The sequence below is a fragment of the Acinetobacter lwoffii genome (assembly GCF_024129685.1).
Classification (GTDB): Bacteria; Pseudomonadota; Gammaproteobacteria; order Pseudomonadales; family Moraxellaceae; genus Acinetobacter; species Acinetobacter lwoffii_X.
Genome location: NZ_JAMXXL010000029.1, coordinates 23513 through 29840 on the forward strand (window position 1 = coordinate 23513; position 6328 = coordinate 29840).

General features: G+C 43.8%; 7 protein-coding genes. 1 reads left to right on the plus strand and 6 read right to left on the minus strand.

The window, feature by feature from the left end; genetic code table 11:
- Nucleotides 1-96: 96 nt before the first annotated feature.
- Both NI464_RS12845 and NI464_RS12850 read right to left on the minus strand, forming a co-directional pair.
- Entirely contained in the window at nt 97-513 is a 417-nt protein-coding gene (locus NI464_RS12845) for a YraN family protein (RefSeq protein ID WP_081407909.1), read from the minus strand.
- Nucleotides 514-524: 11 nt separating this feature from the next.
- Nucleotides 525-1484, minus strand: a complete 960-nt coding sequence (locus tag NI464_RS12850) for a penicillin-binding protein activator (RefSeq protein WP_191111916.1) — start codon at nt 1482-1484, stop codon at nt 525-527.
- Between the two features lie 10 nt (nt 1485-1494).
- Between NI464_RS12850 and rsmI the strand changes: the two genes are divergently transcribed.
- Nucleotides 1495-2337 (plus strand): 16S rRNA (cytidine(1402)-2'-O)-methyltransferase, encoded by an 843-nt coding sequence (rsmI, locus tag NI464_RS12855; RefSeq protein ID WP_004646360.1) that lies wholly within the window; start codon nt 1495-1497, stop codon nt 2335-2337.
- A 91-nt stretch (nt 2338-2428) separates the two neighbouring features.
- Here the strand turns inward: rsmI and NI464_RS12860 are convergent, their stop codons facing one another.
- The 4 genes from NI464_RS12860 to NI464_RS12875 all read right to left on the minus strand — a co-directional run bounded on the left by NI464_RS12860 (nt 2429) and on the right by NI464_RS12875 (nt 5985).
- Complete coding sequence (locus NI464_RS12860) at nt 2429-2683, minus strand: hypothetical protein (RefSeq protein WP_253138870.1); 255 nt, start codon at nt 2681-2683, stop codon at nt 2429-2431.
- Between the two features lie 174 nt (nt 2684-2857).
- On the minus strand, nt 2858-4105 hold the full coding sequence (locus NI464_RS12865) for an FAD-dependent monooxygenase (protein ID WP_004646358.1): 1248 nt from the start codon (nt 4103-4105) through the stop codon (nt 2858-2860).
- Nucleotides 4102-5310: a 2-octaprenyl-6-methoxyphenyl hydroxylase gene (gene ubiH, locus NI464_RS12870; RefSeq protein ID WP_004646356.1), complete on the minus strand. Its 1209-nt coding sequence runs from the start codon at nt 5308-5310 to the stop codon at nt 4102-4104. Before ubiH ends, NI464_RS12865 begins: the two co-directional genes overlap by 4 nt.
- Nucleotides 5311-5415: 105 nt before the next feature.
- Nucleotides 5416-5985 carry a GNAT family N-acetyltransferase gene (locus tag NI464_RS12875; RefSeq protein ID WP_253138873.1) on the minus strand — a complete coding sequence of 190 codons (570 nt, stop codon included), beginning with the start codon at nt 5983-5985 and terminating at the stop codon, nt 5416-5418.
- Nucleotides 5986-6328: the final 343 nt, after the last annotated feature.

Sequence of the window (6328 nt, forward strand, 5' to 3'; positions counted from 1 at the left end):
TCTAATAATCTGTTTTCAAGCTCAGATCATGTCAATTCTGCTTGAACTTTACAATGATCTTGAAGCAAATATAAGCATCTTTAGACCTTATTTTGTTCAAAGGTTAATAAACTCTTGATCAAAAGTAAAAGCATTTTCAATCCATTCCAGATCATAAGGGTATTGCGAAAAGTCATGCTGTATGGTTTTTGCAAATTGCTGTTTAAAATCAAAACAAATCACGTCAAAACGATAGTAATAGTGTGCAAATTGTGGATTTTTCTGAATAAAGCACATCGCAGTCTTGAGCATCTTTCCCTGTTTTGCTCTGGAAATCGACTCGATCGCTTGCGCATATCGGGTTTGCGCACGTGCTTTGACTTCCACAAAGACCAGTTCCTGATCACGCACCAGAATCAGATCCAGCTCGCCATAGCGACTGTGATAATTGGCTGCCAGGAACTGAAATCCATGGTTTTGCATCAATTGGGCCGCTTGCTGCTCCGCCCATGCACCTAATTGCTGTCGCAGCATTGCTCTTTCGCTCATAGTAGCTTGACGCCTGTGCCACTGTACTGGAAACATTCTGGACTACGCTGAATGCTGTGTTCACTGATCTGTATCCGGCCAGTTCTACCCTGAAATTCAATATTCTGTGAACGCGGTTGTGACAGGTACTGCTGGGTGATCTGCCAGGCATCGCCACCGAAGGCAATCAGCCGCTGATAGGACATATCCACCGGCTCTTTGACATAAGCCTGTAGAACATCCGGCCAGTCAGCCAGATAAAGTACCGGAACATCACAGAACTTGATCCCTTGTGGCAGCTTGTGCTGCTCGCTGATCGCATTGGCTACGGTATACATCCGTTTACGGCTTAATTCCGGTATAGTAGCCAGGCCTTCTGCATTGCCGAGGAATAACAGCCCCTGCTTCGGCATTAAAAAAATGGGTGCCTTGTTCACGATCTTAAATTTCAGATCACTCTGACTGAACAATGACATCAGCAACAGTTCATGCTCAGCTTCACTGCCCGGCTGGCGTAAAATCAGCAGCTGTTGAATTCCATCTTTGTGCAATAAGGTTTTTAAGGCAGCAGCATCTTCTTTTTTGGACAGGCTGAATTGCCAGACTTGGGGTAATGACCCTGCTACATCATTCAGGCTGAGGGTACGTACTTTAGGTTTGCTCTTGAGTAGTTGTTCCACATCGCTACGTGCCAATGGACCCACCACCATTTTGGTCTTTTTATTGACATGCTGTTTCAGTAGCTGGGAGATATTTTTCTGATTGGAATTGACCCATTTTAATGGAACTTTCTGCCCGGAAGTAGCATAAGCACTGAGAAAACCCTGTTTGATACTCGATGCAGCTCGCGCCAAAGGCCCGGATTCGGGTAGAATGATCAGCACTTCTGCTTGTACGCTGCTGATGTAGCTGACTAAACACAAGCCCAATATTTTATTTTTAATCTTCCATTTTTTATTATTCAATTTATTCCACATGGAGAAACCTATGAGTGCTCAGTTATTTGTTGTTGCGACTCCAATCGGGCACTTAGATGATATGAGTTATCGTGCAATTCAGGTGTTGAAGTCGGTGAGTCTTATTGCTGCTGAGGATACACGAACTTCCGCACAGTTGCTTAAACACTTTAATATTCAAACACCTCTGACTGCCTGTCATGAGCATAATGAAAGCAACAAGATTGATCAGCTGATCCAGCGCCTGCTCAATGGCGAAGATATGGCCCTGATCAGTGATGCTGGCACTCCCCTGATTAGCGACCCTGGCTTTAAATTTGTCCGGGCTGCTCAAGCGCATAATATCCGCGTGATTCCCGTTCCTGGTGCTTGTGCTGCGATTGCAGCTTTAAGTGCAGTCGGCTTGCCGAGTGACCGTTTCAGTTTTGAAGGTTTTCTGCCATCCAGACAAAGTCAGCGTCTGCTAAATCTGGAAAAACTGAAAGATGAAACCCAGACTTTAATTTTCTATGAAGCACCGCACCGGATTCTGGAGTCCGTTAAGGATATGGCCAGCGTTTTCGGAGCAGATCGCCCGGTCGGTTTTGCGCGAGAAATCACCAAGACTTTTGAAACTATCAAGAAAATGACCTTGGGTGAATTGGTGGAATTCATTAGCAATGATCACAATCAGCAAAAAGGCGAAATTGTTCTGGTGATTGGCGGTGCCACCGAAGAAAAAGATCTGGATCAAGAAAAGCTGGATAAATTATTGAAACGTTTGTTACAGGACCTTTCGGTCAAAGCAGCATCACAGTTGGCAGCAGATTTAACGGGTATTAAAAAGAAAATCGCTTATCAACGTGCTTTAGAACTGACTTCGGCAAACGATTAATTGCTCTAGATATTTCTATCTCGTTTTGATTTGTAAAAAAAACACCACAATTGATGTGGTGTTTTTTATAAGAGACAAGTTAATCAATAACTTATTCTTTGGCTACTGATTCATCTGCCGGAACTTCAACAATACGACCACCACTGGCAAGGAAAGCCGCAATCTCGTCTTCCAGTGCTTGACGCTTTTTCAGCTTTGCAGTGACGGTCAAAGTTTCAGCTTCTACAAGATCGGTATCACTGACGATCTCTGTGCTATCGACCGCGCCTTTTTCAGCTGCTTTTGCTTCATCATCGTCAACGATTGAATCTTCAACGTCGTCATCATAATCATTCATGTCTGTCATTTGCATCTCCCCAAAAATGGCGCTTGCTTGGTATTCCAAGCCAGGTATCGAATTAAGTGAAATTTAGCAATCTCTTTGGGCTTCGCCTAGTACTAAACATCAAAAAATCGTATCTTTTTTAAACAAAATCGTTACTCTTTATTGATGTTTGTTTAAAAAATTTACATTTCTGTCTTAAGCTGCGTAGCGTGTGTCTTTAAGTAAACTCAGACCGTTGGCCTGCGCCATAAATGCATCTTTCAACATGGGCTGATTTTCTACCTGTTTCAGGCCGAAATTGCGTGCCCAAACCATCGGGAAGAATAAAGTGGTTTCCATCCAGCCAATCGCAGACATGCTGTGCATCATGGCATCGTTCTGACTTTTACGGCGATGCTCATAGCGTTTTAGGGTTTGTTCATGTGCCCATACGCCACGCGCCTGATCATGCAGTAAAACATCACAAAGTATCGCAGCATCCAGACAGCCAATATTCACCCCTTGACCTGCCAGCGGATGAATCACATGTGCGGCATCTCCAATCAGGGCTAAACCATCTTGAACATATTGTTGGGCAGCGCGGGCTTTTAAGGGGAAAGTGGCACGTAGTGTCGCCTCTAAGACTTCACCCAGCATATGCTGGCTTTCACGGGTCAATAGCTGGGTAAATTCAGCATCGGGGAGCGCTGCATATTCTTCAGCATAATCCTCTGGCAAAGTCCAAACAATCGATTGCCAATGTCCCTGCTCTTCCGGACTAAGGCTGGCCATGGGTAAAAAAGCCAGAGGGCCGGTTTCGAGAAAAATCTGACGTGCCATATGCTGATGAGGTTGTGCAGTTTTAATGGCACAACTGATGCCCGCCTGTTTATAGTCCAGTACATCAATATCGATGAAAGCTTGCTCACGAACAAAGGAATTGGCACCGTCGGCGCCGATCACCAGCTTGGTTTTAAGCTGAGTACCATCGGCCAGATGAATAATCCACACACCGACGTCACGTTCAACGCGGCTGACTTTGACCTGTGTTCTATAATCTTGAACATCTTCAAGCATCTTTTGCTGAATGGCCAGATTCAGAATGCTTGGTTCCACCATCGAACCTAAAGCCTGTTCTAGCGAGGGTGTTTTTTCTGAAGGCTGGCCGAAATTGATTTCGCCATAGCCATTTTTATTCCAGACCTGCATGCCGGTATAAGGCTGCTGCCGTGCCAGGTTTTCCCAGACCCCCACCGTCTTTAACAAGTGAATGGTTGCCTGACTGAGAGCCAGGACACGCGGATTGGCCACCTTTAAGGTTTTATCTGCATCCAGAATTGGCGCTGCATCCAGAACTGTAGGCTGCATGCCACCTTGGGCTAACAAAAGCGCTGTAAGCCCACCCACCAATCCACCGCCAATAATGACGACGTCTAATATTTCGTTAGTTTGATTTAAGCTCATGCTTTTAACCCCATGGCATAATTTGCAACCAGTGGCTTGATGCCTGGAATCGTATCAAAAGCGATTAAACCCGTATTACGAATCAGCTTTAAAAATGGATTCTGGTTACTAAAGCCACGCACCACTGAATCACAGAATTTGATCACTCGTTGCTGGTCACTGAGACGAGATTTTTCATAGTCTTGTAATATTGCAGCATCGCCCAAGTCTGCGCCTTGTGCTTGCTGTTCCTTGAGGTAACGCACCAATACATGCGCATCACGCATACACAGGTTAAAACCCTGACCAGCCACCGGATGAATCGTATGTGCTGCATTGCCCATCAACACGACACGGCCAACAGCCTGTTTTTCAGCTAACACTTGAGATAAGGGAAAACTGAACCGTTTTCCGGTTTTCTGGAACTTTCCGGCACGATCGCCATACGTTTCCTGCAAGGCATCGAGGAAATGCTGGTCATTTTCATCTCCCAGCCATTCTCCTTCAGTACCTTTTTTCACTGGCCAGACCACGGAACGGCGATATTCGCCCGGCAATGGCAACAGTGCCAAAGGCCCTAAATGACTGAAACGCTCAAAGCCCACATGACCATGTGGCTTAGACGTTTGTACTGTGGTCACAATTGCAACCTGATCATAATCATGTTCTGACGCACCAATACCCAAGGCTTTACGGCAGAAAGAATCCCGTCCATCGGCGGCAATAACCAGTTTGGACTGTAATTTTAGTGATGATTCACCACGCTGAGCTTCGATATAAGCAAAGTCTGTATCTTGGATAAGGGAGGTCACTTGAACACCATCAATCAATTCAATTAATGGCTCTTTTTTGACTTGGGTCAGCAGTACACGACCGAGCCAGGCATTTTCAATGACCTGACCAAAGCTTTCGACTTTTTCCTGCTCGGCTTTCAGTCGGGCCTTACCAAAGCTGCCTTGTTCGGTAATATTCACTTCCAGAATTGGGGTAGCATGTTCTTGCAAGGCATTCCAAAGTCCAAGTTCCTGATAAATCTGCACGCTACGGCGTGACAAGGCACTGTTACGTGCATCAAAACTGGAATGATAGGGCGCAAGATTTTCATCATCATAATCTGGATATTTGATGGCTTCCAACAGTTTGACTGCAATATTGGTTTTCGCCAACATTAATGCGAGGCTTAAGCCGACCATACCACCACCGACAATGATGACTTCTTGTTGCATGCTTACTTCCTTATTTGTTTATTCGCATCTATGGCGAATTACATAAAACGTATACTGGTTTTATCTTACCTCAAGGCTTTAAATTTTTATAATGATTCGTTTTATTTAGTTTTCTTCATGATGATCCAGCCTATATTGAAAAACCAAGACATCACGCTTTTCAGTACCCAACTTCGACAATACAGTATAAGCACTGATCCGTTTAACAACTTTAAACCCTGTCTTTAACAGCACTTGGTGTGCCTGTACATGTTCTGCATCGCAGAAAGTATCCAGTAATTTAAGTGGGAGATATTGTTTAAAATGCTGAATCACCGCTTTCATCGCCTCAAGCATATAGCCCTGACCCTGAAATCGAGGACCAAGTTCGAAATGAACTTCAAGGCTGCTATTTTGCTGTTGAATGATCGTTAGTAACCCGATTGCCAGATGACTTTTTCGCTCAGCAATCACCCATGAAAATCCTTTAATCGGTTGCTGCCAATAGCTTAACGCCCATTTCTGCAACATCTGCTGAGTTTGACCGACTGTTGTATGCACCTGTCGTTGTAAGTATTTTGATGCTTCAACGTCGCCACAATACTCTTGGAATAATGAAAATTCATCTCCAACTTTATATGCTCTTAACTCCAACCAAGTTGTCTTTAATTCAGCAACTAAAATATTTATACTCACTTTTATCAACTCGGCATTAAAAAACGGAATGTTGTAATTTCATTTGGCACTTATACGATTCGATCGCAAACCTAGTCAAATTGGTATAACTCGATCTACTCGCTTCGCACAATTTTGAATACATACTGATGCTCGTAGATCCTGAATGATAAAATTGTGAATCAAGCCATTTATAAATAAGCTGATAATCACTGTCAGGAGCAGAAGGCCCATTTTCAATCACTATTATTTTCTTATTTTTAGAGAGTTTTATAGGGTCTGTTGACATTTACTGTTCATAATTAACCCTATAAAGGTAGCCATAAAAATATACAGGCTAAAGCAACAGAACTTTGATAATTTC